The organism is Actinoplanes sp. CA-142083 (assembly GCF_050942195.1).
In the GTDB taxonomy this organism is placed as follows: domain Bacteria; phylum Actinomycetota; class Actinomycetes; order Mycobacteriales; family Micromonosporaceae; genus Actinoplanes.
Genome location: NZ_CP192076.1, coordinates 7,943,952 through 7,967,056 on the forward strand (window position 1 = coordinate 7,943,952; position 23,105 = coordinate 7,967,056).

The 23,105-nt window shown below is 71.3% G+C and carries 25 protein-coding genes; 9 read left to right on the forward strand and 16 right to left on the reverse strand.

What is annotated here, in order from left to right:
- Positions 1–54: 54 nt before the first annotated feature.
- From ACQPZX_RS36250 to ACQPZX_RS36265, 4 genes are all read right to left on the reverse strand, one after another.
- Positions 55–270 carry a hypothetical protein gene (locus ACQPZX_RS36250; RefSeq protein WP_433365654.1) on the reverse strand — a complete coding sequence of 72 codons (216 nt, stop codon included), beginning with the start codon at positions 268–270 and terminating at the stop codon, positions 55–57.
- 121 nt (positions 271–391) lie between these two features.
- Entirely contained in the window at positions 392–1,096 is a 705-nt protein-coding gene (locus tag ACQPZX_RS36255) for a hypothetical protein (RefSeq protein ID WP_433365657.1), read from the reverse strand.
- Positions 1,097–1,100: 4 nt separating this feature from the next.
- On the reverse strand, positions 1,101–2,903 hold the full coding sequence (gene aspS, locus ACQPZX_RS36260) for an aspartate--tRNA ligase (protein ID WP_433365660.1): 1,803 nt from the start codon (positions 2,901–2,903) through the stop codon (positions 1,101–1,103).
- Positions 2,904–2,959: 56 nt separating this feature from the next.
- The gene (locus ACQPZX_RS36265; RefSeq protein ID WP_433365663.1) at positions 2,960–3,658 is read right to left on the reverse strand and encodes a hypothetical protein; all 699 of its coding nucleotides are present in this window, start codon (positions 3,656–3,658) and stop codon (positions 2,960–2,962) included.
- 121 nt (positions 3,659–3,779) lie between these two features.
- Between ACQPZX_RS36265 and ACQPZX_RS36270 the strand changes: the two genes are divergently transcribed.
- The 3 genes from ACQPZX_RS36270 (at position 3,780) to ACQPZX_RS36280 (ending at position 7,253) form a co-directional block, all read left to right on the forward strand.
- A complete protein-coding gene (locus ACQPZX_RS36270; RefSeq protein WP_433365666.1) occupies positions 3,780–4,790 on the forward strand; it encodes an AsnC family transcriptional regulator in 1,011 nt (336 codons plus the stop codon).
- A 68-nt stretch (positions 4,791–4,858) separates the two neighbouring features.
- Positions 4,859–6,058, forward strand: coding sequence for an esterase-like activity of phytase family protein (locus tag ACQPZX_RS36275; RefSeq protein ID WP_433365669.1), 1,200 nt, complete (start codon positions 4,859–4,861; stop codon positions 6,056–6,058).
- A gap of 214 nt (positions 6,059–6,272) precedes the next feature.
- Positions 6,273–7,253 (forward strand): GGDEF domain-containing protein, encoded by a 981-nt coding sequence (locus ACQPZX_RS36280; protein ID WP_433365672.1) that lies wholly within the window; start codon positions 6,273–6,275, stop codon positions 7,251–7,253.
- Here the strand turns inward: ACQPZX_RS36280 and ACQPZX_RS36285 are convergent.
- Positions 7,237–8,256: a nucleoside hydrolase gene (locus ACQPZX_RS36285; RefSeq protein ID WP_433365675.1), complete on the reverse strand. Its 1,020-nt coding sequence runs from the start codon at positions 8,254–8,256 to the stop codon at positions 7,237–7,239. The two genes, ACQPZX_RS36280 and ACQPZX_RS36285, sit on opposite strands and share 17 nt — an antisense overlap.
- A gap of 70 nt (positions 8,257–8,326) precedes the next feature.
- On the opposite strand from ACQPZX_RS36285, the gene ACQPZX_RS36290 reads away from it, so the two are divergent.
- Complete coding sequence (locus tag ACQPZX_RS36290; RefSeq protein WP_433365678.1) at positions 8,327–8,713, forward strand: RidA family protein; 387 nt, start codon at positions 8,327–8,329, stop codon at positions 8,711–8,713.
- A gap of 492 nt (positions 8,714–9,205) precedes the next feature.
- On the opposite strand, the gene ACQPZX_RS36295 is transcribed toward ACQPZX_RS36290, so the two are convergent.
- The 5 genes from ACQPZX_RS36295 to ACQPZX_RS36315 all read right to left on the reverse strand — a co-directional run bounded on the left by ACQPZX_RS36295 (position 9,206) and on the right by ACQPZX_RS36315 (position 14,497).
- Complete coding sequence (locus ACQPZX_RS36295) at positions 9,206–10,681, reverse strand: MFS transporter (protein ID WP_433365681.1); 1,476 nt, start codon at positions 10,679–10,681, stop codon at positions 9,206–9,208.
- Positions 10,682–10,829: 148 nt separating this feature from the next.
- The gene (locus ACQPZX_RS36300) at positions 10,830–11,747 is read right to left on the reverse strand and encodes a 2-phosphosulfolactate phosphatase (protein WP_433365684.1); all 918 of its coding nucleotides are present in this window, start codon (positions 11,745–11,747) and stop codon (positions 10,830–10,832) included.
- A gap of 38 nt (positions 11,748–11,785) precedes the next feature.
- On the reverse strand, positions 11,786–12,304 hold the full coding sequence (locus ACQPZX_RS36305; protein ID WP_433365687.1) for a GNAT family N-acetyltransferase: 519 nt from the start codon (positions 12,302–12,304) through the stop codon (positions 11,786–11,788).
- 50 nt (positions 12,305–12,354) lie between these two features.
- Positions 12,355–13,533, reverse strand: a complete 1,179-nt coding sequence (locus ACQPZX_RS36310; protein WP_433365689.1) for an alanine racemase — start codon at positions 13,531–13,533, stop codon at positions 12,355–12,357.
- Positions 13,534–13,555: 22 nt separating this feature from the next.
- Positions 13,556–14,497: a zinc-binding dehydrogenase gene (locus ACQPZX_RS36315; RefSeq protein WP_433365692.1), complete on the reverse strand. Its 942-nt coding sequence runs from the start codon at positions 14,495–14,497 to the stop codon at positions 13,556–13,558.
- Between the two features lie 56 nt (positions 14,498–14,553).
- Between ACQPZX_RS36315 and ACQPZX_RS36320 the strand changes: the two genes are divergently transcribed.
- Positions 14,554–15,156, forward strand: a complete 603-nt coding sequence (locus tag ACQPZX_RS36320; protein ID WP_433365695.1) for a TetR/AcrR family transcriptional regulator C-terminal domain-containing protein — start codon at positions 14,554–14,556, stop codon at positions 15,154–15,156.
- Positions 15,157–15,516: 360 nt separating this feature from the next.
- Here the strand turns inward: ACQPZX_RS36320 and ACQPZX_RS36325 are convergent, their stop codons facing one another.
- Both ACQPZX_RS36325 and ACQPZX_RS36330 read right to left on the reverse strand, forming a co-directional pair.
- Positions 15,517–16,326 carry an alpha/beta fold hydrolase gene (locus ACQPZX_RS36325; protein WP_433365698.1) on the reverse strand — a complete coding sequence of 270 codons (810 nt, stop codon included), beginning with the start codon at positions 16,324–16,326 and terminating at the stop codon, positions 15,517–15,519.
- Positions 16,327–16,335: 9 nt separating this feature from the next.
- The gene (locus ACQPZX_RS36330) at positions 16,336–17,826 is read right to left on the reverse strand and encodes a beta-N-acetylhexosaminidase (RefSeq protein WP_433365700.1); all 1,491 of its coding nucleotides are present in this window, start codon (positions 17,824–17,826) and stop codon (positions 16,336–16,338) included.
- A 46-nt stretch (positions 17,827–17,872) separates the two neighbouring features.
- On the opposite strand from ACQPZX_RS36330, the gene ACQPZX_RS36335 reads away from it, so the two are divergent.
- Positions 17,873–19,069 carry an amidohydrolase family protein gene (locus ACQPZX_RS36335; protein ID WP_433365703.1) on the forward strand — a complete coding sequence of 399 codons (1,197 nt, stop codon included), beginning with the start codon at positions 17,873–17,875 and terminating at the stop codon, positions 19,067–19,069.
- 1 nt (position 19,070) lies between these two features.
- Positions 19,071–19,448 carry a RidA family protein gene (locus tag ACQPZX_RS36340; RefSeq protein ID WP_433365706.1) on the forward strand — a complete coding sequence of 126 codons (378 nt, stop codon included), beginning with the start codon at positions 19,071–19,073 and terminating at the stop codon, positions 19,446–19,448.
- On the opposite strand, the gene ACQPZX_RS36345 is transcribed toward ACQPZX_RS36340, so the two are convergent.
- Entirely contained in the window at positions 19,436–20,038 is a 603-nt protein-coding gene (locus tag ACQPZX_RS36345) for a TetR family transcriptional regulator (RefSeq protein WP_433365709.1), read from the reverse strand. The genes ACQPZX_RS36340 and ACQPZX_RS36345 overlap by 13 nt on opposite strands.
- Positions 20,039–20,104: 66 nt before the next feature.
- Here ACQPZX_RS36345 and ACQPZX_RS36350 point away from each other — a divergent pair, with 66 nt between their 5' ends.
- Complete coding sequence (locus ACQPZX_RS36350; RefSeq protein WP_433365712.1) at positions 20,105–20,539, forward strand: DUF3224 domain-containing protein; 435 nt, start codon at positions 20,105–20,107, stop codon at positions 20,537–20,539.
- Between the two features lie 23 nt (positions 20,540–20,562).
- On the forward strand, positions 20,563–20,943 hold the full coding sequence (locus tag ACQPZX_RS36355) for a VOC family protein (protein WP_433365715.1): 381 nt from the start codon (positions 20,563–20,565) through the stop codon (positions 20,941–20,943).
- Between the two features lie 66 nt (positions 20,944–21,009).
- Here ACQPZX_RS36355 and ACQPZX_RS36360 read toward each other — a convergent pair whose 3' ends face one another.
- The 3 genes from ACQPZX_RS36360 to ACQPZX_RS36370 all read right to left on the reverse strand — a co-directional run bounded on the left by ACQPZX_RS36360 (position 21,010) and on the right by ACQPZX_RS36370 (position 23,079).
- Complete coding sequence (locus tag ACQPZX_RS36360; RefSeq protein ID WP_433365718.1) at positions 21,010–21,573, reverse strand: dihydrofolate reductase family protein; 564 nt, start codon at positions 21,571–21,573, stop codon at positions 21,010–21,012.
- Between the two features lie 20 nt (positions 21,574–21,593).
- The gene (locus ACQPZX_RS36365) at positions 21,594–21,809 is read right to left on the reverse strand and encodes an NUDIX domain-containing protein (protein ID WP_433365721.1); all 216 of its coding nucleotides are present in this window, start codon (positions 21,807–21,809) and stop codon (positions 21,594–21,596) included.
- A 175-nt stretch (positions 21,810–21,984) separates the two neighbouring features.
- Complete coding sequence (locus tag ACQPZX_RS36370; RefSeq protein WP_433365724.1) at positions 21,985–23,079, reverse strand: hypothetical protein; 1,095 nt, start codon at positions 23,077–23,079, stop codon at positions 21,985–21,987.
- Between the last annotated feature and the right edge of the window lie 26 nt (positions 23,080–23,105).

Consider the following 23,105-nt stretch of genomic DNA (forward strand, 5'->3'; position numbering starts at 1 on the left):
CGCCCCGCGATGCCCGAAATGCGACGTCAGAGGCGGGCCGGGGCCTGTACAGGATCAGCCGCGGCCGGGGCGACGGCCGTAGAAGCGGCGGCCGGAGCCCGAGCCGGTGCGCGGCCCGCTGCCGATGCCGGCCAGGTACAGCGAGAGCAGCAGGAAGCCGATCGAGGCCATGGTCGGGAAGTTGAACAGGTCGGGGGCGCCGAGGTTGGTGTCGAGCAGGTCGAGGACGAGCCAGATACCGAAAACGATCGCTGCGGCGATGGCAAGCATGGGGATCCTCCGGGGGTAAGAGCCTTGGGGAAGCCTTTAGTCGAGCTTTGGGTGGTGGGCGGGGCGGTTGGATGGGTGCGAGATACCCAGAGGCACGCGTTCGCCAAACTCCACCTTGGATCTACCCGAGCGCGTTGACCGCCTTCGCCACCACCAGGGCGGCCGTGACGAGCGCGATCGCCGACTCGAGCGCCATGCCCGCCTTGGCCCCGCGGGTCATCGGGAGGGTGTCGGTCGGGCTGAACGCGGTCGCGTTGGTGAAGGACACATAGAGGTAGTCGCCGAACCGGGGTTCCCAGTCCTTGTGGGCCATGTCGGGCGAGGTCATCGGAGGAAAGAGGAAGTCCGGGTACGGGTCGGTGCCCTGCGCCCGGGCGACCGGGCCGCCGCGGTCGAGCTCCCAGAACCAGACCGCGAACGTCAGCACGTTCATCAGGTAGATCCCGGCGCCGGTCGCGAGCAGTTGGGCGGCGCTGCCGGTGTCGTAGCCGGTGGTGATGTCGCGGATCAGCATCGCCACCGACCAGGCCGTGCCCAGGCTGGCCACGGCGATCAGCCCGAGCGCGACCATGCGCAGCGTCGGGGTGTCCTTCTTCATCCGGCCCGGATCGGCCGCCAGCAGGACGACCACCAGCAGAAACTGCCCGCCCGGCAGCAGCCAGCGCGGGCCCGGGGTGAGCCGGTCGGGCAGGAGCCACTGCAGCGCGATCAGGCCCGCGATGGCGACCGCGGCCGGCCAGCGGCGCTCGGCATCGGTGTGCCGCCGCCAGGCCGGCCGCGTGTCGTCGGCGTCGTCGCGGCGGGAAGGCTCCTGCCCGGAGACCAAGGGATCAGTTGGAGTGCTCGACCGGGGCGGCCTGGCCGCCGGTGCCGGGGGCGCCGGCCGCGGCCTTGGGCTTGGCGTCGATGCCGGCCTCGAGGCGCTGCTGCGCGGTGATCGGGGTCGGGGCGGTGGTCAGCGGGTCGTAGCCGCCGCGGGTCTTGGGGAAGGCGATGACCTCGCGGATCGACTCGTTGCCGGAGAGCAGCATGCAGGTGCGGTCCCAGCCGAGGGCGATGCCGGCGTGCGGCGGCGGGCCGTACTTGAACGCCTCCAGCAGGAAGCCGAACTTGTCCTGCGCTTCCTCGGGCGTGATGCCGAGCAGGTCGAAGACCCGGCTCTGCACGTCGGCCCGGTGGATACGGACGCTGCCGCCGCCGATCTCGTTGCCGTTGCAGACGATGTCGTAGGCGTAGGCCAGGGCCTGGTCGGGCGCGGTCTCGAAGTTGTCGATCCACTCCGCGTTCGGCGAGGTGAAGGGGTGGTGGACCGCGGTCCAGCCGCCCTCCTCGGTCTTCTCGAACATCGGGGCGTCGACGACCCAGCAGAACGCCCAGGCGGACTCGTCGATCAGGCCCGAGCGCTTGGCGATCTCGATGCGGGCCGCGCCGAGCAGTTCCTGCGCCTCGCGGCGCTCGCCCGCCGCCGCAAAGAGGATGGCGTCGCCCGGCTTGGCGCCCACCGCGTCGGCCAATCCGGACAAATGCTCATTTGAAAGATTTTTCGCGACCGGTCCGCGCGGCTCGCCCGTCTCAGCGTCGAGCACGACATAGGCCAGGCCGCGAGCACCCCGAGCCTTGGCCCAGTCCTGCCAGCCGTCGAGCTCCTTGCGGGTCTGCGAGGCGCCGCCCGGCATGACCACGGCCCCGACGTAACCACCCGCGTCGATCGCGCCGGCGAAAACGCGGAACGAGGTGCCGGCCAGGTAGGAGGTGAGCTCGACCAGCTCCACCCCGTAGCGCAGATCCGGCTTGTCCGACCCGTACCGGTTCATCGCGTCATGCCAGGTGATCCGCGGAATCGGGCGCGGAATCTCGTAATCGGCGAGCGAGGCCCACAGGCGGGACACGATCTCTTCGCCGAGGGCGATGATGTCGTCCTGGGTCACGAAGGACATCTCGATGTCGAGCTGGGTGAACTCCGGCTGCCGGTCGGCGCGGAAGTCCTCGTCGCGGTAGCAGCGGGCGATCTGGTAGTACCGCTCCATGCCGGCCACCATCAGCAGCTGCTTGAACAGCTGCGGGGACTGCGGCAACGCGTACCAGGTGCCGGGCTGCAGCCGGACCGGGACCAGGAAGTCGCGGGCGCCCTCGGGCGTCGACCGGGTCAGGGTCGGCGTCTCGATCTCGTTGAAGTCGCGCGCGTGCAGCACCTCGCGGGCGATCTGGTTGGCGCGGCTGCGCAGGCGCAGCGCGTTCGCCGGGCCCGAGCGGCGCAGGTCGAGGTAGCGGTACTTCAGCCGGAGGTCGTCGGACGCGGTGATGGCGTCGTCGACCGGCAGCGGCAGCGGCGCGGCCTCGCTCAGCACGGTCAGCTCGCGGGCGACCACCTCGATCGCGCCGGTGGCGAGCTCCGGGTTCTCGTTGCCCTCGGGACGCGCTGACACCTCGCCGGTGACCAGGATGCAGAACTCGTTGCGCAGCGCGTGCGCGTCCTCCTCGCGGAAGACGACCTGGACCACGCCGGAGGCGTCCCGCAGATCGACGAAGATGACCCCGCCGTGGTCGCGCCGGCGGGCCACCCACCCGGCGAGCGTCACCGTCGTGCCGGCGTCGCTCGCGCGCAGGCTGCCGGCGTCATGGGTACGGATCATCGGGAACTCGTCTCCTCACAGATGAATCAAAGGCGCAACGGCCATTCTGTCAGGAGTCAACCGGTCACTTTCCAGGAGGTGGCCCGCATGCCGGCGGTGCCGGTGGTGCCCACGTCGGTGATCTCCACCAGCGAGATCGAGGCCGGGATGGCCGCGGTCAGCACGCAGAGCACCGCGCCCTTGCGCACCTGCACGCCGCCGCCGGGCCCGATCGGGGTGGTCCGGATCGCCTGCTGGCAGCCGACGGCGTCGGTGTCGGAGTCCTTCACCTGCGCGCCGGCCGCCGCGCCCGGGCCGAGCGTCAGCCGCGGCACGTCCTGCCCGCAGCGGCTGTCGTACCGCAGGTCGCTGAGCTTCTCGTCGGCGTTGGCCCGCGGCTCGTCGAGGTCGACGAAGAGCACCGCCGAGCAGCCGACCTGCACGCGCAGCGGCTCCTGGGCGTAGGTGACGGAGAAGCCGGTGGTGGTCGGGGGCGCGGTGGCGCCGGCCACGGCGGGCATGCTCATCGCGACCAGCCGGGCCACGCTCATCGCGCGCCACGAGGCGAGCACCGCGATCGACGAGGTGATCAGCGCGAAGACCGCGACGACCACCCCGAGCCAGGCGAGACGGTCCCGGCGGAGCCGGGACTTCCGATCGTGGATGCGCTCGGTGGGTCCGTCCGGGATGGTCTCGTCCCGGGGTGAGTGATTGATCGCGTACGAGCGGTCGCCCGGCCCTTTGTTGAGGTTGTTCGCGGCGCGGAAGACGGACATGAGGCGGCTCCGGGGTTTTGTCCGGCAAAGGCGTGAACAGGAGGATATATAGCCTCATCGCTTGATCCCATCCCTCGCCGAGGGGACTCACCTGCGGACCACTCCGCCGTAGACTCGCGAGATGGCGCCGGAATCCCACACGCTCGAGCGCATAGACCGCCAGATCCTCCACGCGCTCCAGATCGCCCCGCGCGCGCCCTTCGCCCGCATCGCCACCGTGCTCGGCGTCTCGGAGCAGACCGTGGCCCGGCGCTACCAGCGGATGCGCGGCAACGGCATCGTGCGGGTGACGGCCCGGCCCCAGGTCACCCATCGGCCCAACGGCTCGTACTGGTCGCTGCGCATCGGCTGCCGCCCGGGCACCGCCACCGCCCTCGCCGAGGCGCTCGCGCGGCGCCCCGACACGTCGTGGATCAGCATCGGCGCGGGCGGCGCCGAGATCACCTGCCAGATCGAGATCCTGAGCGACCAGATCGGCCTGCTCGACCACGTGCCCCGCGCCTCCAACGTGCTGACCTTCGGCGCCCACCAGATGCTGCACCACTTCCCGGGCCGCGGCGAGATCGACTGGATCCTGCCCGACAACGACGTCACCGCCGAGCAGCGGCACTTCCTGGCCGACGGCACCGAGCGCACGGCCACGACGAAGGTCGGCGACGCCCGCCTGCAGACCGCCGACGTGCCGCTGATCGAGTCGCTCGAGCGGGACGGCCGGGCGAGCTGGGCGTCGCTGGCCGCGGCGACCGGCTGGAGCCAGCGGCAGGTCGCCCACCGGGTCGGCGAGCTGGTCGCCAGCGGCGCGATCTACTACCACCTCGACATCGCCGACGCGCTGGTCGGGATGGGGTCGGCGGCCAACCTGTGGTTCACCGTCGCGCCGGCGCACCTGGAGTCGGTCGGCGCGCGGCTGGCCGACCACGCCGAGCTCGCGTTCGTCGCCGCGACGACCGGCACAGCCAACCTGATGGCGGCCGCCCGGGCCGTCGACGCCGAGGCGCTGTACCGCTACATCACCACGAAGGTGGCGGCGATCGAGGGCATCCAGAACGTGGAGATCGTCCCGCACGTGACCCGGGTGAAGCAGTCGCATTCGCTGATGATCGGCGGCCTCGTGCGCGAGCCCCCACGCTAGCCCGTTGCCGCACGCTGTTTCGGGCGGCGTCGATCCAGGTTCATCGACGGTGCCTAACGTCGGCCTACATGGCAAAGATCAAATCCGGCCTCGCGATGGCCGGTGCTCTTACGCTGACCCTCACCCTGGCCGGCACCGCGTCCGTCGCCGGCGGCCACGACCGGATCAAGACCCCGACCCTGACCGGGTTCGCCGCGCTGCCCGCCGCCACCTTCGTGCTCGGCAGCGAGCCGTCCGGCGCCAAGGTCACCGGCAACACCAACGGCTACCCGGTCCCGTTCGCCGACCAGCCGATCCAGGGCTTCTCCGGCATCCTCGACAACGGCGACGGCAGCTACGACGTCCTCTCCGACAACGGCTACGGCAACCAGGCCAACTCCGGGGACTTCCTGCTGCGCGTCCAGCGGCTCGCGCCCGCCTTCGCCACCGGCACGGTCGACGTCGTCGGCGGCATCACGCTCAGCGACCCGAACAAGAAGGTCACCTGGCCGCTGACCCGCGCCGACCGGGTCCTCACCGGTTCCGACTTCGACGTCGAGTCGATCACCCGCGGCGTCGACGGCACCTACTGGATCGGCGACGAGTTCGGCCCCTACATCCTGCACTTCGACCGCGGCGGCCAGCTCCTCGACGCGCCCGTCCCGACGCCCGGCGTGATCGCCCCCGAGCAGGCGGCCCTGCTCGGCGTCCCGGCCACCACGATCAGCAGCAAGGGCTTCGAGGGCCTCGCCGCCACCCCCGACGGCCGCTACCTCTACGGCCTGCTCGAGGGCACCGTGCAGGGCGACACCGCCGGGCAACTGCGTTTCAACGAGTTCGACAAGCGCTACGGCAAGTTCACCGGCAAGCGCTACCTCTACCAGCTCGGCGACCCTTCGCTGGCCATCGGTGACGCCATCGCCGTCGACGAGAACCGCTTCCTGGTGATCGAGCGCGACGGCGGCCAGGGCAGCACCGCCGTCATCAAGCGCATCTACCTCGCCGACAAGCGCGACCGCAACCACGACGGCCTGATGGACAAGACCCTCGTGGTCGACCTCATGAACATCGCCAACCCGCGCCGCCTCGGCGGTTTCGGCACGACGTTCACCTTCCCGTTCCAGACCATCGAGGACGTCGTGATCCTCGACGAGAACACCATCGCCGTCCTGAACGACAACAACTTCCCGTTCTCGAGCGGCCGCACCGCGAACGTCGCCGACAACAACGAGTGGATCACCATCGACCTGCCGGGCTCGCTGCACCCCGACAAGCGCCTCCTCAAGTAGGTCATCACCGCGAAGGGGAAAGCCGCCGTTTGGTCACTCGCGGCGGCTTTCTCACGCTTCCTCATCCCGTACGAGGAAAGCGCCTTTGAAAAACGCAGGGCGACCGTCGCCGCCGCGCCACGCGACCTCTTGCCGCGGAAGGCCGTAGCGCGACCGCCGGGCATTACCACGGGGAAATGCTCAAGCTCGCCGGAGTCGCGTCGATGGAACGGCGATGAAGGCGACAGGCAAGACGGCTCACCCGGCGCTGAGCGCCGGGCACACCGGCGCGATCATCATGGCCTGTTGCGGCGTGTACACGCTTCTCACGCTGGTCCTGCCCCGGCCCGACGGCTTCCACGCGTTCTCCGTGCTGCTGGTCGCGATCGTCGCCCTGGTCGGCAGCGCCGCCGTCTGGCTGACCCCGTGGGACCGGCTCCCGGACTGGCCGCGGCTCCTGCTGGGCCCGGCCTCCGCGCTGCTGATCACCTGGCACAACATCGCCGCCGGCCTCGACCCGTTCAAGTACGGCATGTTCTATTTCATGATCTTCCTCTGGCTGGGGCTGTTCGAGCGCCGCGGCTGGAGCGTCAAGCTGGCCCCGTTCGTCGCCGCCTGCTATCTGCTGCCACTGGTCCTGACCGGCGCGTCCGCGCCCGCGCTGCTCTCGGTGATCTACGCCGTGCCGCTCTACGTGACCGTCGGCGAGGTCCTGGCCTGGCGCACCGAGGTGCTGCGCGCGGCCCGCGAGGAGCTGGAGCGGATGGCCGGCCACGACCGGCTCACCGGCCTGCCCAACCGGCGGGTCCTCGACCGCGCGCTGCGCGAGACCACCGGCGAGGCGGCGCTGCTCTTCGTCGACCTCAACGGCTTCAAGGCGATCAACGACCGCTACGGCCATGAGGCCGGCGACGAGGTGCTGACCGGCGTGGCCGGCGCGATCCGCGACGCGGTCCGCACCGACGATCTGCCGTGCCGCCTGGCCGGCGACGAGTTCGTGGTGCTGGTCCGCGGCGCCGACCCGGTCGCCGGGGCGCAGCAGGTCGCCGCCCGCCTGCAGGAGGGACTCGCCCGGGTGCCGACTCCGGACGGGCTCGGCGCGCGGGCCAGCATCGGCGTGGCCGGCGGCGACCCCGCCACCCTGATCAGCCGCGCCGACCAGGCGATGTACGAGGCGAAGCGCACCGGCGCCGCCCTGGTCACCGCCGGCCGTTGAGCGAGTCCAGGAAGCGCTGCTCGAAGGCGGCCCGATCGGCCTCTTGGGCGGCCCGCACCGGATAGCCGTGCGGGGTCACCACGGTGCGGCCGGACTGGACGCCCTCCTGGACGACGTCGATGCGGCTGGGGCGGAACGTGGTGACGTCGTCGTGGGCCAGGGAGACCGCGGCCAGAGCGTCCCACCAGTACATGATGCCCAGGTCGATCAGCGCCGCGAGGTCGGGCTGAGTGGCGATCCGGTGGACTATGCGCGCGCCGGGGGCCTGCTGATCGGCGCCGATCCGGGCGATGTAGTCCTGGGTGATCGGCACGGCGGCGGTGGCGTCCAGCGGGACCATCCGGATCGCTGCGCGTCGCAGCACGTCCCGGGCCGACGCCGGGTCCATCCACATGTTGAACTCTTGCGAGTTGTCGTAGCCGGGCAGGGCCGAGCCGTACAGGTTGCCGGGGACGTGCAGCGCGCCGCCCATCAGCTGGACCTTGGTGATCCGCCTGCTGGTGCGGGGGTCGGCGAGCGCGGCGGCGACGTTGGTGAGCGGGCCGGTGGCCAGGATCGTGACCGGAGAGCGCCGCGCCGTGCGTGCGATCAGCTCGGTGGCCGTCAGCTCGGAGACCACCGGCGGCAGGTCGCCGTCGCCCAGCGCCCCGCTGAGCACCGTCTCGATCGTCGCGACCAGCTCGGCCGGGGCCGGGTGCACTCCCTCGCCGGCCGCGCCGGCCGCGATCGGCACCCCCGGCAGGCCGCATTGGGCGAGCACGCTGTGGGCGTGCCGCAGCGTGCGCGACGGCACCCCGAAGCCGTCCTCGGCCACGGTCACCGCCCGCAGGTCGATGCGGCCGAGCTTGTGCTCCTCACAGAGGTAGGCCAGGGTCGACGCGTCGTCGAAGTCCATGTCGCTGTCGTAGATCACCGGGATGGCGTCGCGCGGCCGGGCCTGGGCCGGCGCGGCCCCCGCAAAGGCGACGAGAACCACGACCACGGTGATCCCGACGAGACGCATGATCTCCCCCTCAGATCGACATCGGCAAATCGGACGTTACTCCCGCCGGCAAACCCTTAGGGTCGTCCTCGTGACGGAGCGACGCGCGATCTTGAGTGGTTCGACGTTCGAGGAGCAGATCGGCTACGCCCGGGCGGTGATCGACGGCGACTGGGTGCACGTGTCAGGCACCACGGGCTTCGACTACGCAACGATGACCATCGCGGACGACGTCGTGGAACAGGCGGAGCAGTGCCTACGCAACGTGGGCGCCGCGCTGGCAGAGGCGGGTTGCACCTTCGCCGACGTGGTCCGGGTCCGCTACCTGCTTCCCGACCGTGCCGATTTCGAGCCCTGCTGGCCGGCGCTACGCCGCACGTTCGGCGAGGTTCGCCCAGCCGCAACCATGATGGTGTGCGGCCTCTCCGACCCCCGCATGAAGATCGAGATAGAGGTGTACGCCCGCCGCACAACCTAGGCGGGCGCGGACCTGGCACCCGGCGCCTCACAGATCTTGATAAGTCCCAGTCCGCGGCGAACGGAAACTCATCAACGCGGCACCGCTCAACGCGCAAGCGCCCGAAATATCGGGAAATATCCGGCGACGCAGCGCCCCGCCGCCAGCCGCAGCGCCCCGCCGCCAGCCGCAGCGCCCCGCCGCCAGCCGCAGCGCCCCGCCGCCAGCCGCAACGCCCCGCCGCCAGCCGCAACGCCCCGCCGCCAGCCGCAACGCCCCGCCGCCAGCCGCAACGCCCCGCCGCCAGCCGCAACGCCCCGCCGCCAGCCGCAACGCCCCGCCGCCAGCCGCAACGCCCCGCCGCCAGCCGCAACGCCCCGCCGCCAGCCGCAACGCTTCGCCGCCGGTTGCGTCGTCTCGGCGGGCCTGGCGGCGACACGCGCAAGCCGGTCGCGCCGCCCCCAACTGTGGGGCGGCGCGACCCAAGCGTCCGCGCTGCGTGGGCGGCGGGCTTCAGGCGGCCTCGACGAGTTCGCGGGTGGCCGGCTCCGGGGTCTGCGCCGGGCGTACCAGCAAGAACACCGCCGCGGCGCACAGCAGGCCTACGGCGCCGCTGATCAGGAAGCCCGCGTCCAGGCCTGCCGCCGAGGCCGCTCGGATCGCGGACTCGGGGATCGCGCCCGCCAAGCGGCCGGCCTGGCCGGCGGCTACCGCGTGGGCGGCCTCCGTCGAGCCCAGGTGGTCGGCGGCCCGCGAGGCGAAGAGGGTGCCGAGGACGGCGATGCCGATCGCGAAGCCCAGCTGGCGGGCGGTGCTCAGCGCGCCGGCCGCCATGCCGCCGCGCTGGTGCGGCACCGCGGCCATCGCCGAGGACGCCAGGGAGGGCATGACCAGGCCAACGCCGAGGCCGATCACCGCGTAGCCGGGGAGCAGCGCGGGCCAGCCCGAGTCGGGGCCGACCAGCAGGGCCAGCAGTAGGCTGCCGAGGCCGATCAGGACCATGCCGCCGCCGATGATCAGGCGTGGGGACTTGCCGTGCAGGCGGGCGCCGGCGATGCCGGAGGCGAGCATCGCGGCGATCGACATGGGCAGGCCGACCAGGCCGGCGCGCAGCGGGGAGAGGCCGGTCACCGACTGCAGCCAGATCGACGTGTAGGTGAAGGCCGCGAACGCGGCGAAGTTGACCAGCAGGCCCGCGATCAGGATGCCGGTGAAGGAACGGTTGCGCAGCAGGCGCAGGTCGAACATCGGATCGGCGGAGCGCCACTCGATCAGCACGAAGGCGGCCAGCGCCACGGCGGAGACGGCGAGCAGGCCCCAGGTCCGGATCGACGACCAGCCCTCGTCGTTGGCGCGGATCACCGAGAACGTCAGCGCGGCGGCGGCGATCGTGAAGGTCACGGTGCCCAGGAGGTCGAAGCGGCCCTGGCCACGGGCGCCGTCGCGGCGCAGGGTGGTGAAGCACATGATCACGGCGGCCACGCAGATCGGCAGGTTGACCAGGAAGATCCAGCGCCAGCTGAACGCCTCGGTGAGCAGGCCGCCCAGGATCGGGCCGATCGCGGTGGCGGCGCCGGAGACACCACCCCAGACGCCGTACGCGATGCCGCGGTCACGCCCCTGGTAGGAGCTGTTGAGCAGCGCGAACGTGGTGGTGAACATCGCGGCGGCGCCGGCGCCCTGCACCACCCGGGCGGCGACCAGCAGCGCGGGATCGGCGGCGAGACCGCAGGCCAGCGACGCCAGCGCGAAGACGATCAGGCCGCCGACGTAGAAGCGGCGATGCCCGTGCATGTCGCTGAGCGCGCCCGCGCCGAGCAGGAGCACGCCGAGCGCGAGGGCGTAGCCGTCGACCACCCACTGCAGCGAGCTGAACGAGGTGCTCAGGTCGGTGGCCATCTGCGGCAGCGCCACGTTCACGATGGTCACGTCGATGAGCAGCATGAAGGTGCCGAGACACACGGTCACCAGCGGCCACCATTTGCGCATGGGTCTTACTTCCTTCGAGAAGTCTTGTTGACGGCTCCCACGATCGGCTAGCGCGGGCCAAAAGACCCAGCCAGCGGCACGATGAGGGCGCTTTCCGCCGCCAGCCACGCGCGACAAGCGGAATCCGCCACGCGGTTTGGAGACCGGATCAAGATCCTCCATCGACGAACCAGCCGTCCCGCAACACCGGCACGACCTTGCTGACGCCGACCGCCGAGGCCACCGCGACGTCGCCGGCGAAGCCGAATCCGCGCAGCTCACGCCCACTGACCGACTCCCGCAGGGCCTCCACGGCACCCCCGGCCACGCCCCGCCACGCCCACAGCGCCGCACCGGCCTCAGGCGAGAAGCCCTCGACCGAGGACGAGGCCGAGCCCACGGAAGGAACTGAGCCCACGGAAGGGACCGAGCCCACGGAAGGAACCGAGCCCACGGAAGGAACCGAGCCCACGGAAGGAACCGAGCCCACGGAAGGGCCCGAACCCACGGAAGGGCCCGAACCCACGGAGGACCCCTCGGCGAGCCCGTCGAGGAACGCCCCCGCCCCCAGCAGGTCCTCGATCGCCGGCCGCAGAGAGCCGTCCGGCCACCTCTCCCCCGACGCGACCACGCCGATCGGCCGGTCGCCGGCCCGCTCGCGCACCCACGCCGCCGCGGCGGCCGCGTTGCGCAGCGACACCCCGATCACCGTGACGCCCGCGTCGGCGAGCCGTACCGAGATGGCGGAGCCGTTCGGCGACGGCAGCACCAGCCGGTCGATGCCGTCGGCCCGCAGGTTGGCGTGCAGGATGCTCTCGGGCGACAGGGTGACCTGGCCGGGGCCGGCCTCCTTGCGCAGCACCGCGAGCATCGCGCCGTGCAACCGGGCCACGGCGACCGCCGAGTCGTCGCGCCAGCGGTAGGGCAGCACGTGCAGCCCCTGCTCGACCGCCACGGTCAACGTCGTGGTGAAGGAGAGGACGTCGACGACGGCAACGTATGCCGCCCCCGGCGAGACCGCGTCGGCGCCGACCGGACCCCAGTCGAAGCGCACGCGGTACCCGCCCTGCCCGTCAGCGAGGCTCATGACCTCACTCTAGGTGAAGGCATCGTCACGGATGAATCTCAGGGTGGGCCGCCGACCTCCTTCAGGTCGAACTGCCAGTCGTTGCAGCGGATCGGATGGCCCTTCGGGTACTCGAAGTCGCACTCGCCGAGCAGCTCGAAGCCGGCCTTGCGGCAGATCGCGTTGGAGGCGGCGTTGTCGACCTTGGGGTACGCGTGGGCGAACCGTCGCCGGCCCTCGGCGGCGGCCAGCCCGATCGCCGCGATGGTGGCGCCGACCGCCAGGCCCCGGCCCTGGAAGCCGGGCAGCACCTTCCAGCCCATCTCGTAGACGGTCTGGCCGAGCCACTCCTTCTCCCAATACCCCACCGAGCCGACCGGGTCCTCCCAGTCGTCGACCATGATGAGATAGAACCCGGTCGTGCCGTCGCGGACCCCGTCGAGGATCCGTTTGTGGCGCGACATGATCGACTCCTCCGACTCGACGCCGCCCAGGAAGGCCTGCATCTCGGGGGTGTTCGCCCGGCGCTCCAGCCCGGGACCTCGCTCGTCCCACGGCTCGAGCCAGAAGTTCGTCATGGGGTCATGTTCTCGCAGAGGTACGACAAGTTTCCAAGGAGGCACCGTCGTCAGAAGAACGTCTGGAGCACGTCGACCACGCGACGGTCCTCGTCCACCACCGGGATGTGCCGCCACTTGTCGAAGGCCGTGCACGGATGCGAGATCCCGAAACGGATCAGGTCGCCCGGCACCAGGCCGTCGGCCGCCAGATAGGTGTGGTGATCGTTCAATTTGGTCACCGAGGCGGCCACCTCGAGCCGCTTGCCGTCCCGGTGCACCTCCATCGGGACGGGCAGCCCCTCGTCGAACGGCGCGTCGCGCTTGCCCATCCCCACGATCGCCAGCCCCGCCTCCGGAGTGGACAGCACCTGCGCCCAGATCTCCAGCGCGGCGGTCAATGGCCCCTCCGCGGGAACGCGCCGGAACGGCGTACGAGATCGGTAAAAACCGTCGTCGTGCGTGACCGAGGCCCCACTCCGCAAGATCAGCCGCATGTCGCGCGGCAGCGCGGCGAGGCGAGCCACCACCCGGTCGAACCAGGCGCTCCCGCCCGCCGACACCAGCGAGAACTCGATCCCCGCGGCCTTCAGCCGCGAAACCCCGGCCACCGTCTGGTCCAGGAAGTCGTCGACCTCCTGCTGCGTCGTCAATTGACCTTCGTACGCGGTCACGCCGGCGAGTTCCAGCCGTGGGGCGCCTTGCGCGGCGCGCGCCACCGCTTCAAGGCCTTCGAGGGTACGGACGCCGGTGCGCCCGCCCGCATGGCCGAGCTCGACGAACACGCGCAGAAGACCCTCTTCGACCGCCGCCGCGGCCGCCACGCCGGCCAGCGAATCGACCTGGAAGTAGATGTCCTCCTGGGTGGCGAGCCAGCGCAGCGCGGTGGGGTCGAGCACCTCGTTGGCGATGAGGATGCGCCCCACGCCGAGGCGGCGCAGCACGAGCGCCTGGTTGGGCGTGGCGACCGTCATCCCCCACGCGCCCGCGTCGAACTGCGCCGCGATCAGGCCCGGCGCCATCGTGGTCTTGGCATGCGGGGCGAACAGAAGGTCGTGCCGCTCGGCGTAGGCGGCCATGGTCGCGATGTTGGCCAGGACGGCCTCCTGGCGCAGCGCCAGGACCGGCCAGGTGAAGCCGCCGCCGAACAGGCTCGGCCGCTCCTTGGCGTAGTCGGATGCTGTCCGCTCCCCCTCCGGGACGAAGAAACCCTTGCTGCGCCAGTCGACCCGCGGCTCCGGAACGTCCACGTGCGGCCCCCTCTCGTTGCCCTCAGGGTTCCACGACAAGCCGCCTCCCGCGAAGGTCGGTGCGCTGCCACGCCGACTCGATGTCGCTCAGCGGGACCCGCTCGAGCCCGAAGGTGAGCGTGCCCGACTGCGCCCACTCGACGACCTGGCCGTAGGCGTCGCCGATGGTCGCGGCGTTCAGATTGCGGGCGGCGCCGTAGATCTCGACGCCCGAGGTGCGCAGGCTCTCGGCCGGCAGGCGCAGGTCGGCGCCGGCCACCTCGCCGATCTGCACGAGGCGCAGCGGCTTGGCGAAGGCGAAACCGTCGGGGACCATCGCGCGCAGCAGGATCTCGGTGGGCCGGCCCCAGAGGAAGTCGACGACCACGTCGGTGCGGTTGTCCTTGAAGGCTTGGAGGAGCTCCTCATCGCTCCGGCTGGTGTTGATCACCTCGTCGGCGCCCAGCTCGCGCAATTGCTCGTCGTCGCGGCCCGTCGCGACGACCCGGCCGGCGCCGAGCAGCCGGGCCACCTGCACCGCGAGCCGGCCCGCGACCCCGGTCGCGCCCTGCACCAGCACCGACTCGCCCGGCGCGAGACCGGCCGCGACCTTCATGGACATGCCGCTGACCGCGCTGGCCAGCACGGTGGCCACCGCGGGGTCGAGCCCTTCCGGGATCGGGGCGAAATGGCCCTCGGCGACGACGGTCCGCTCGGCGAGAGCGCCGTACGGCGGCCGGGGGTTGCCGAAGCCGACCAGCCGCCCGTCCGGCAGGCGGCCGATGCCGTCGAAGCAGGGGATCGCCGGGAGCTCCGGCATCATCGCCCGCCCCGCGAAGTGCGTGCCGGCCGCGACGGCACGGTCGACGTTCTCCACCGCGACCGCCACGACCTCGACGATCACCTCGCCCTCGCCGGCCACCGGGTCGGGAAAGTCCTCGTAGCGCGGGACACCATCGCGTTCGTGCAGGACCGCTGCCTTCATCGCCTCCGCCTCTCTTACAGTGTTAGAGAACTCTAACACTGATAGGGTGACGTGTCATGGCGTTGGATCGGCAGCGGATCGTCGAGGAGGCGGTCGCCCTGCTCGACGCCGAGGGCCTCGAGCACGTCACGCTGCGCAAACTCGCGGCCCGGCTGGGCGTGCAGGCGCCCACGCTCTACTGGCACATCCCCAACAAGGCCGCTTTGATCACAGCCATCGCCGAGGAGATCCTCACTCCGCTGCCCGCTCGCGCCGCCGCCGCGGAAGAGCGCTGGCAAGACTGGCTCATCGGCTTCGCCGCCGGCCTGCGGCGCGCCATGCTGGCCCACCCCGACGGCGCCCGCATCATCTCGATAGCCCAGCTGTCCCGAAATATGGCGTCATTGTCGGAATTGGCGATGAGCACCCTGGTGACGAAGGGCTTCCCGCTGCACCAGGCTCGCATAACCGTGCTGACGGTCGAGCGGATGACGATCGGCTTCGTCCTGGAGGAGCAGGGTCCGCGCCCCGACGAGGAGGCCGCCAAGTCCTTCGACCTGACCCCCTACCCCACCATGATCGCCGGTATAACGGAGTACTTCCGCCCCGGCCGCACCGTCGACGACCTGTTCCTGGAGTGCTTGACCCTGGTGGTCGAGGGCCCGCCGAATCGCTCCTAGAGGAACGCCCAGGACCACCACCTGTCGCTCACCCTCGCCCGAGCTCAACTGCGGCCGACCTCGATGATTTGCGGTTCGCTGCGCGCACCAGTTCGCCAACATCCGCCCGCGGGAAGGCACGCCGCCCGAAATATCAGTAAAAGTCGGTCGGGCGCAGGCTCGGCGGGGCGGGCGCGGGCGGGCGCAGGCGCTGGCTCCGACGCAGAGTGAGCACGGCGGAGCGAGTGCGGCGGAGCGAGCACGGCGGAGCGAGTGCGGCGGAGCGAGCACGGCGGAGCGAGCACGGCGCAGCGAGCACGGCGCAGCGAGGGCGGGCGGCGCGGGTGAGTGGGGGACGGAGCGTGCGGAGTCGGCGGCGTATTACAGGAAGGCTGTCATGGTGCGGACGAACCACTCCGGGGCGTCGAGCCACGTGGTGTGCGCGGCGCCGGGTGCCACGGCCTGCGTCGCGTTGGGGAACTTCGCGGCGTAGCTCCTCAGGCGGCGCGGGGGGATCTGCAGGTCGTACTCGCCGGTGATCAGCAGGACCGGGGCGAAGACGCCGAACAGGTCCGGCGTGCCGGAAGCTCCGTAGTAGAGCGCGGCGGCCTTCTCGTTGCGCTCGATGGCGGCGTCCGCGCGGGCGATCTCGTCCCAGCGGCCGTAGTTGAACGGGTCGATGGCGGACCAGTCGGCGTCGGTCTGGGTGCCGGACCAGATGCGCTCCAGAGCCGCGTAAGCCGAAGGGAACCAGGGCTCGTCGCGGCGTAGCTGGGCCACCTCGCGGCGGTCCTCGTTGGTGATCTCGAGGTTGATGACGCGCGGGCTCGGGTTGAGCAGGGCCAGGTGGGCGATCCGATGCGGGTGGCGGGCCGCGTAGTGGACGGCCACGGCGGCGCCGGCGGAATGGCCGGCCAGGTCGAGGCGGTCGAGGCCGAGGTGCAGGCGCAGCGCCTCGATGTCCTCGGCTACGACGCGGCAGTCGTAGGAGGCGGGGTCGTCGGGGGTGTCCGAGTCGCCGGTGCCGCGCGGGTCGAGCTGGATCAGCGTGCGGTGGGCGTCGAGGCCGCCCATGCCGCCCAGGTACGCGGACGCGCGCATGGGGCCGCCGGGGACGCAGATTAGGGGTGGGCCCTCGCCGCGGCGATGGAAAGCGATCTTGGTGCCGTCGGCGGCGCGAAAGAAGTCCACCGCAGGATCTTAGAGGCCCGCGGCGCGCAGGTCGGCGGTCATCTCGTGCAGTTCGGCGAGGCGGTCGTCGCGGTCGCGCGGGTTGCCGGGGGCGCCGGGGCGGGCGTCGGCCGGGCGTGGGCCGTCGAGCGGGCGGAAGTTGACGCCCATGGCGGCGAGCCGGGTCAGGTGGTGTTCCAGGCGGGCGCGGAACGATGCGGGGTCGCGCGTGCCCCACACCACCTCGGCGAACGCGCACAGCCTCGGGTAGGTCATGTAGTCGACCCGCCGCGCCGACTCCATGTGCTCGGTCCAGACGTTGACCTGGGCGCCGATCACGCGGGCGGCCTCCGAAGCGGTCAGGCCGGGCGGGATCGGCTCGAACGCGTAGACGTCGTCGAGGGTGAGCAGCGTGCCGACCGGCGTCGGCTCGCCGGGGTCGTCCGACTGGCGGTAATCCAGATAGCACGAAATATCGGGGCAGGAGACCACGGTGAAGCCGGCACGCGCGGCGGCAATCGTCGGCGAAGGCCCGCGCCAAGCAGCAATCACGGCGTCGGTCGGCGCGCCCCGGGTCAGCAGCTCGTCCCAGCCGTAGACGCGCCGGCCGAGCGAGGCGAGATGCTCCGCCATCAGCCCGGTGAACCACGCTTGCACTTCGCCGGGCCGTTCCAGCGAAGCCCACTCGTCGACCGGGCACTCGTCACCGCCGATGCCGATCAGCTCCGACGGAAAGATCGAGCAGACGTGCGTCAGCACGTCGCGGCAGAAATCGAGGGCCCGGGCGGTCACGTTCAGCACGTGGGTGGAGATCCCCCAGCTTTCCCGTACGCCTCCGGCAAAGCCGTTCCCGAGCTCGGGGTAGGCCGCCACGGCCGCCTGCATGTGCCCCGGCATGTCCACCTCGGGCACCACCGTCACGAAGCGCTCGGCCGCGTAGGCCACGATCCGTCGCAGGTCGTCCGCGGCGTAGAACCCTCCGTGCGGTTGCCCGTCATACCGTGCGTGAACGCGGGCGCCCCGCATCGTCGAGCCACGCCACGCCCCGACCGAGGTGAGCCGCGGCCAGCCCGGCACCTCGAAGCGCCAGCCCTGATCGTCGGTCAGGTGCAGATGCAGCACGTTGAGCTTGTGGTAGGCGGCCAGGTCGATGAAGCGCAGCACGTCGGCGACCGGCATGAAGTGGCGGGCGACGTCGAGCATGACGCCCCGCCATCGGAAGCGGGGCGCGTCGACGATCCGGGCCCGCGGCAGCCGCCCGTCCTCGAACAGCTGGCGAAGTGTCTGCGCGCCGTGGAAGACGCCCGCCTCCGACCCACCGACGATCTCGATTCCGGCGGGCGCGGTGCTCAGGACGTACCCGTCATGGTCCTGGTCTTGATCGATCGCCAGGCGGAAGCCGCGGTCGCTGCGCGGAAGTGGCACGGAGATCGCGCCGCGCAGCCAGGCGGAAAGCTCGGTTTCCGGGTCGACGGCGAAAGTCTCCTGGTCGAGGTGGACGGACGACGGCCGCGGAATCACTCCGATATAGTTCGCTGACCTGGCAATTTCTGTCAACGGGAGCCGGATGACCTGGGATCTCCTACTGGCGGGCGGCGAGCCCTTCGACGTGGCCGTCGCCGACGGGGTGATCGCCGCGACCGGCGACGACCTTCCCCGCGACGCCGGCACGATCGTGGATGTGCCGGGGCTGCTGGTCACGCCGGGGCTGATCGACCTGCACACGCACGTGGGGCCGGGATACTGGGGGATCGCGCCCGACCCGATCGCCTGGTACACGGGCGTCACGACCTGGGTGGACGCGGGCTCGACCGGCGCCTACACGCTCCGCTTCCCGGCGACTCAGGTGCGGGTCGCGGCGCTGCTGAACATCTCGGCGACCGGGCTGGCCGGACGCACCGGGGAAAATCGCGACCTCGCCAACTGCGACGTCGCGCTGGCGATCGACACCATCCAGCAGCACCGTGACCTGCTGCGCGGCATCAAAGTGCGGATCGACCGGGAGGCGGTCGGCGACAGCGGCCTCGAACCGCTGCGGCGCGCTCTCACCGCCGCCGAAGCGTGCAAGGTGCCGGTGATGGTCCACGTCGGGGCCGCGCCGCCCGAGGTCGACGACGTGCTCGACCTGCTGCGCCCCGGCGACATAGTGACGCACTGCGCCAGCGGGCTGGCCGCGCCGCTCGGTCGGGCGCTGGTCGAGGCGGTCGGGCGCGGGGTGCTGCTGGACATCGGGCACGGGTCGGGCGGGTTCGCCTTCGACATCCTCGAACGGCAGCTCGACCTGGGCATCCGGCCGCACACGATCTCCACCGACCTGCACGCGCGGTCGCTGCACGGGCCGGCCTTCGACCTGCCGACCACGATGGCCAAGCTCCTGGCGGTAGGCCTGCCGCTCGACGAGGTGCTCGCCGCCGTCACGGTCCGGCCCGCGCAGGCGCTGGGCCTGCCCGGCGGCACGCTCGAGGTCGGCGCGCCCGCCGACCTGGCGGTCTTCGAGGTCCGTGCCGAAGAGCTCGAGGTCACCGACGCCCACCTCCAGGCGCGCCGGTCGCCCTTGCGGTTGATCAACCATTACACGTACGCGAAGGGCAGGCTGCTCCCCCCGCAGCTGCCGCCGCCCGTGCCACCGTGGATCCCGCTCACCGACGCGCAGCATGCGGCGTTGGCCCGCCGCGACCGTGACATCCGCGCCCTGCTCAGCACGCCGCTGGTCGGGGCGGACGCTTTGGAAGATCAGTTCCCACGAGACCCCAGGAGTCATTGACATGCCCAAGCGCGCCATCATGACCGACACGGCGGCCCCCGCCGGCGGCCCCTACTCCCACGCGGTCGTCGCCGGCGACACCATCTACCTGGCCGGCGCCATCCCCGCGCTGCCCGACGGCACCCGCGTGACGGGCAGCTTCGCCGAGCAGGCACACGCGGCCTTCCGCAACCTGGCGGCGTGCGCCGAGGCAGCCGGGGCGTCCCTCGACGACGCGGTGCGGCTGGGGGTCTACCTGCGCGACTTCGGAGATTTCGCCGAGCTCAACCAGATCTACAAGGAGTACATCAAGGGCGACAACCTGCCCGTGCGCACCACATTGCCGGTCGCGCTGGAGGACTTCGACATCGAGATCGACGCCATCCTCTACGTCGGATAGTCCCGGCCGCTCGCCCCGGCCAGACCCTTGGTGAGCGCGTCCAAATTTCGCAGGACGAGGCCCGTGAGCTGCGGCCGGGCCTCGTCGTCGCGCCAGGTCTCCAGCCCCACGCGAAAGGCGGTCACCGCGGCGGCGGCCAGCAGTCGCGCCTGGGCGGCGCCGCGGCGAGCGGCGAACTGGCACACCAGGCCCTCGAAACCGTCGAAGACCGCGAGCAGGCCCGCGCGCAGGGCCGGCGTCGTCGTGACCAGGCGCAACCTGCGCAGTTCGCGCTCCGGCCCGGCTTCGTAGTCGCCGCACGCCCCGGCGATCGCCGACCGCAGCGAATCGCCGATCGGCTCCCCGCTCGGGCGCCGGTCGAGGTGCCGGCCGGCCTCCTCGAGGTGGCCGCGCAGCCGACCGAGAACCAGGTCCTCCTTCGAGGCGAAGTAGCGGAAGAACGTGCGCTGCGAGACCAGGACGTCGGCGCAGATGTCCTCGACCCGGCCCTGGTCGTAGCCGTCCGCCACGAACCGGCGCAGCGCCGCTTCCTCGATCGCCTCCCGCGTCAGGGCCTTCTTCCGGTCTCGCAGCCCGTCAGCCACTGGCATCTGCCTCTCGTTGACATGTGCCGGTCACCGGCATAATTTAGCCGCATCGATCGAAGGAGGTCAACGATGCAGTCCGGAGACCACCAGACCAGCGAGAGCGACGTGGCCGTGCTGAGCTACGACCAGGCCGTCATCAGCCCGCCCGACGACAGCGGCATCAGCCTGATCGAGACCACCCTCCACGAGCGCTTCACCGGCGGCCTCGACGGCGACGGCACCGCCCGCCACCTGCGCGTGATCCACCGCGACGGCACCGGCACGTTCACCTGCGTCGAGCGTTTCGCCGGCTCGCTGCACGGGCGGTCCGGCTCGTTCGCGCTGACGGCCGAGGGTTTCATCGACGCCGCGAGCATCGTCCGCGGGCGCTGGGAGGTCGTGCCCGGCTCCGGCACGGGCGACCTGCGCGGCCTGCGCGGCTTCGCCGCGTTCTCCGCGGCACGGGCGCCCCGGACCAGCACCGGCTGGGCGGCCCGGGACACCCTGACCTACTGGTTCGAGTGATCGAAGCCGGCCACCCGCCGACCGTGATCGTCGATATCCTGGCCGGCATGGCCATCGCCCGCATGCCGCTTCTCGCCATCGACTGTCCCGATCCGGGCGCGCTCGCCAGGTTCTACGGCGCGATGCTGGATTGGAAGATCGACGACGCCGCCAATCCGGCCTCGGTCTGCGCCGAGAACGGCCAGTGCATCGCCTTCCATCAGGTGGCCGACTACACGCCGCCGACGTGGCCGACCCAGGAACGGCCCCAGCAGATGCACCTCGACATGCTCGTCGACGACCTCGACGCGGCCGAGGCGGCGGTGCTCGAGTTGGGCGCGACCAAACATCCGGACCAGCCAGGCACCTCCTTCCGGGTCTTCCTGGACCCGGCCGGTCACCCCTTCTGCCTCTGCCTGAACTGATCCGGGCGGCTTCAGGGAGCGTCACGTGAGCGGCAGGCCGGCCCGGATCATCCAGAGCCGAGAACGTCAGCGTCCGACGACCTCGTAACGCAGGTGAAGGACGCCGCTCCGGAATCGGCGCTCGTCGAGGAGTGTGAAGTTGTTGCGCACACCGGTAGGAAGCCCCGGCTTGCCGCCTCCGACGGACGCGGGCCAGACGATCAGCTGGCATTCGTCGACCAGGCCGGCCCGCATCGCCTGCGCCGCCAGGTTGGCGCCCCCCACGGTGATGTCGCTGTCGGCCGTGGCCTTCAGCTTCTCGACGGCGGCGGGGTCGAAACTGCGCTCCAAGCTGGTCGCTTTGGTCGACACCTCGGTGAGCGTCGTGGAGTAGACAACCTTGTTCGCCGCTTGCCAAGCATGGGCGAAGTCGGCCATGAGGCCGGACTGCGCGGCCAGAGAGGCATCGGTTTCCCAGACAGCCATCGCTTCGTACAGGCGCCGCCCGTAGAGGAAGGTCCCCACCGAGCGCACGAGGTCGGTGGTGAAGGAAAATACCTCGTCGTCGCGCGGGAACCAGGAGAAATCTCCGCTTTCGTCCTCGATGTAGCCGTCAACCGAAACATTGGTCAGATAAATCAGCTTGGCCATGCCTCTGCCTCTCGGTGCGTTCAGGGCTTCTCGCTCTTTCTACGAACGACCCGGCCTGGATCCGACAGCAACCCGGGAACCTCGAAGGTCTCGCCCTCCTCGACGCCGCCGCCGGGGAGGACGGCGTAGTCGCGCCCCCGGTAGTGGCGCTTGATGACCAGAACCGCGGGGCCGCGTACGACCACGGCTACGGCGCGTGAGCTGGACCGGATCGACGAGCGGACCCACTCGGCCAAGGCCGGGTCCGAGGGTTCCAGGGCGTCGGCGTCGCGGCGGGCTGTGTCCTCGTCGCCCGCGTCGGCGAGTCGTCGTTGTCCGACCCGCGGAGACAGGCCAGCCAGGGAGGCACGACCACGGCTACCACGACTTGGCCGTCCGGGCGGGGCTCGACGAGGAGGACGTCCGAAGGGGTCAGAACTCTCTCCACTCGTTCTCGATGCCGGTTATGTCGACTCGCACGTCGGCGTCTCGGTAGCGGGCCTCTATGCCGGCCGCGGCCTTGCGGTACAAGCCGTCGCAGACGAGCCAGCTCAGGGACGGCAGGTCCGGGAGGGTGCGCGCGCTCATCCCGTACGCGCCGATGAACTTGACGTCGGTCAAGCGTGACAGGCCGCTCAGGGCGAACGCCGCGCTCAGCTCGCCGGGGGCCGACCGCCAGGTCAGACGCAGGCGGCGCAGGTCGTGCAGGTTCTCCAGGACGCCGGCGGAGATCGTGCCGTCGCCGGTGAGCTCCAGGTCCCACAGGCCGGTGAGTCCGCGCGGCAGCTCGGCGTGGTCGGCGGTCAGCTTCAGCCACCGGCCGTCGTCGGCGGCGACGACCGATGCCACGCGGGTGTCCTCGTCGAGCTTGAGCGTCTCGAGGTCGTCGGGGAGGCGGGCGACGTCGACATCGGACGCGGACAGGCGCAGACGGGTCAGGTAGGTGCCGGTCAGATCGACCCGGCGCGGCGCGTCCACCCAGGTCAAGTCGCTGACGATCGGGTGCGCCACGAGGGCCTCGCGCAGGCCGCGGTCGGGGCCCGACCAGACCAGCGACCGGCATCGGGGCAGGCGGTCGAGGTCGGCCCAGGACGCCGCCGCGCCGGTCATGTCGAGGATCGAGGTGGCCTTGCCCTGGCCGGTGCGGTACGCCTCTTTCGCGAACTCGGGGAGGCCGTGGTCCCAGCGGCGCTGGGCGGCGATCTGCGCGGACAGCCACGACCAGCCGGCGTGCGACTCGACCCGCTCGGAGACGCCGGCGGGCAGGTCGCGGCGGCCCCGCCACACCCACCAGGGCGGGGGCGGCTCGTCGCCGATGACGTTGATCTCGGTAGGCTGCCCGCGGAGGACGTGATGATCGAGGATGAGCGGCTGGGCGTCCGCCAGCTCGTCCAGCGAAGGCATCTCGGCGGAGAAGAAGTCCAGCGCGCACGCCATCGGGCCGAGACCGGTCACCAGACAGGCGCCGTAGCCGTCACGCAACGGGATCGCCGCCACGTCCCCTACGTTCGGCATACGATCCGTCACCGCAGCAGGTTACCGCGATATGCCAT

What these genes read in the sequence shown, in the direction of transcription:
- ACQPZX_RS36335 (WP_433365703.1), top strand. Translation starts at nt 17,873, where the DNA reads ATGACCTGGGATCTCCTACTGGCGGGCGGCGAGCCCTTCGACGTGGCC.
- ACQPZX_RS36275 (WP_433365669.1), top strand. Translation starts at nt 4,859, where the DNA reads ATGGCAAAGATCAAATCCGGCCTCGCGATGGCCGGTGCTCTTACGCTG.
- ACQPZX_RS36305 (WP_433365687.1), bottom strand. Translation starts at nt 12,304, where the DNA reads ATGACGAACTTCTGGCTCGAGCCGTGGGACGAGCGAGGTCCCGGGCTG.
- ACQPZX_RS36285 (WP_433365675.1), bottom strand. Translation starts at nt 8,256, where the DNA reads ATGCGTCTCGTCGGGATCACCGTGGTCGTGGTTCTCGTCGCCTTTGCG.
- ACQPZX_RS36300 (WP_433365684.1), bottom strand. Translation starts at nt 11,747, where the DNA reads ATGAGCCTCGCTGACGGGCAGGGCGGGTACCGCGTGCGCTTCGACTGG.
- ACQPZX_RS36265 (WP_433365663.1), bottom strand. Translation starts at nt 3,658, where the DNA reads ATGTCCGTCTTCCGCGCCGCGAACAACCTCAACAAAGGGCCGGGCGAC.
- ACQPZX_RS36280 (WP_433365672.1), top strand. Translation starts at nt 6,273, where the DNA reads ATGAAGGCGACAGGCAAGACGGCTCACCCGGCGCTGAGCGCCGGGCAC.
- ACQPZX_RS36340 (WP_433365706.1), top strand. Translation starts at nt 19,071, where the DNA reads ATGCCCAAGCGCGCCATCATGACCGACACGGCGGCCCCCGCCGGCGGC.
- ACQPZX_RS36315 (WP_433365692.1), bottom strand. Translation starts at nt 14,497, where the DNA reads ATGAAGGCAGCGGTCCTGCACGAACGCGATGGTGTCCCGCGCTACGAG.
- aspS (WP_433365660.1), bottom strand. Translation starts at nt 2,903, where the DNA reads ATGATCCGTACCCATGACGCCGGCAGCCTGCGCGCGAGCGACGCCGGC.
- ACQPZX_RS36270 (WP_433365666.1), top strand. Translation starts at nt 3,780, where the DNA reads ATGGCGCCGGAATCCCACACGCTCGAGCGCATAGACCGCCAGATCCTC.
- ACQPZX_RS36250 (WP_433365654.1), bottom strand. Translation starts at nt 270, where the DNA reads ATGCTTGCCATCGCCGCAGCGATCGTTTTCGGTATCTGGCTCGTCCTC.
- ACQPZX_RS36345 (WP_433365709.1), bottom strand. Translation starts at nt 20,038, where the DNA reads ATGCCAGTGGCTGACGGGCTGCGAGACCGGAAGAAGGCCCTGACGCGG.
- ACQPZX_RS36350 (WP_433365712.1), top strand. Translation starts at nt 20,105, where the DNA reads ATGCAGTCCGGAGACCACCAGACCAGCGAGAGCGACGTGGCCGTGCTG.
- ACQPZX_RS36360 (WP_433365718.1), bottom strand. Translation starts at nt 21,573, where the DNA reads ATGGCCAAGCTGATTTATCTGACCAATGTTTCGGTTGACGGCTACATC.
- ACQPZX_RS36295 (WP_433365681.1), bottom strand. Translation starts at nt 10,681, where the DNA reads ATGCGCAAATGGTGGCCGCTGGTGACCGTGTGTCTCGGCACCTTCATG.
- ACQPZX_RS36320 (WP_433365695.1), top strand. Translation starts at nt 14,554, where the DNA reads ATGGCGTTGGATCGGCAGCGGATCGTCGAGGAGGCGGTCGCCCTGCTC.